Below are 1,495 nucleotides of genomic sequence, written 5' to 3'. Positions count from 1 at the left end.
TGAACTATACCCCATAAAATGGACAGTTTAATAAAGAGACTTAAGCTGCCAACAGATGACTTCGGTATTGAGCCGGAGTCATCTTATTTAATCCCCACTGATAACGTTTATGATTATACTCTTGCATATAAGTATCTACTACACACTTTAATTCTTTCAAGCTCTTACACTCTTTATAATTGACTTCATCTTTAAAATGACCAAAGAAGGATTCCATTGGGGCATTATCCCAACAGTTTCCTTTTCGAGACATAGATTGTGTAATTCCTAATTTCTTCACCTTATTTTGAAATAGTGGACTAGTGTAATGAAATCCTTGATCTGAATGAAGAATAACCTCTTTATTAAAAGCATTCGATAACGTTTTCCTTAATTTTATTAATGTTTTATAAACAATCTCCATTTCCAGAGAAGTAGATAAATAATGGGCAAGTATTTCCTTCGTACATCCGTCTTTAACACATGATAAGTAAGCAGTTTGGCCATTGGCATAATAGAGATAAGTGATATCAGTCAGTAATACTTTGCCTGGCTCTCCTTGGTTAAACTCACGTTTTAATAGGTTAGGGCAGGAACGATGTTCCAGAGAAGCCTTCATCATTTTCTTATAAGGATTTGGCCTCCTTATTTTTGTGTAGAGCCTATATTTTCCCATTAATCTTCTGATTTTCTTATGATTCATGACAACGTTTTTGTCATTTTCTAAGAACATTTTGATTTGGAGTGCCCCTACTTTTTCTTTCTTTTTGTAAAAGATCTCTTTGATTAGAGCGATGTCTTTTTCATCCTGTTCATGGCGGCTCTTTCTAGTCTCGGATGCCTTTAACCATTCATAGTATCCACTTCTACTTACCCCTGCCAAATCACAAAGATAAGTCACCATATTCTTTAATTGGCCATTATAAAGAGTAAGCTTAATAAGTTGACATTTTTCTGATGGTGTTAATAACGTTTTTTCTTTACCAGCGCCTGCCTCTCTAGTTCTTCTAGCTTTTTTAAGAAATCATTTTCAACCTCTAAGAACTTAATCCTTGCCTCTGCTTTTTTGAGTTTTTCCTCCAAGGATAATTCCTGTAAGGATGTTCGTTCAGTCTTTATTTTCCCTCGATTATCTAAAGATAAGCCTAGTTCTCCAGATTCATTGTAAATCTGTTTCCACTGATATAATCGTTTTCTTGGTAGCCCCTTTCCGATAATATCAAGATCAAAACCATGTTCTACAAAGATATGAGTAGGATTTTTCCCTTTAAGGTTTTCAAGGACTGCTTTTACTTTAAACTCTGGTTTGTAGGTAATTGTTTTTTGAGTTACGCGAATAACGTTAGGGTTCTTCTCCAACTCGTTCATTTGACTCTTAGAAAATAACTTCATGTTCATTTAAATCCTCCGTCCACAATAGGTTCTTTTATTATAAACGGGTCTCTTTTTATAAGACATAGAAAAACCCGAATAACGTCCCTTTTTAAAAGGTGTCCATTATTCGGGTTATAGTTCA

At 34.4% G+C, this 1,495-nt stretch carries 1 protein-coding gene; it reads right to left on the bottom strand.

The window, feature by feature from the left end:
* Positions 1–40 precede the first annotated feature (40 nt).
* Positions 41–1,377 (bottom strand): IS3 family transposase gene (locus ACRX5O_RS25125; RefSeq protein ID WP_433908435.1). Its coding sequence is split into 2 segments (ribosomal slippage): positions 41–1,005 and positions 1,005–1,377, totalling 1,338 coding nucleotides; the frame shifts between segments, so codons are not numbered across the junction.
* Positions 1,378–1,495 lie beyond the last annotated feature (118 nt).

Source organism: Robertmurraya mesotrionivorans, from assembly GCF_050971805.1.
Taxonomy (GTDB): domain Bacteria; phylum Bacillota; class Bacilli; order Bacillales; family Cytobacillaceae; genus Robertmurraya_A.
Note: the sequence above shows the minus strand (reverse complement) of the source record. Positions and strands in the feature narration are given on the sequence as shown.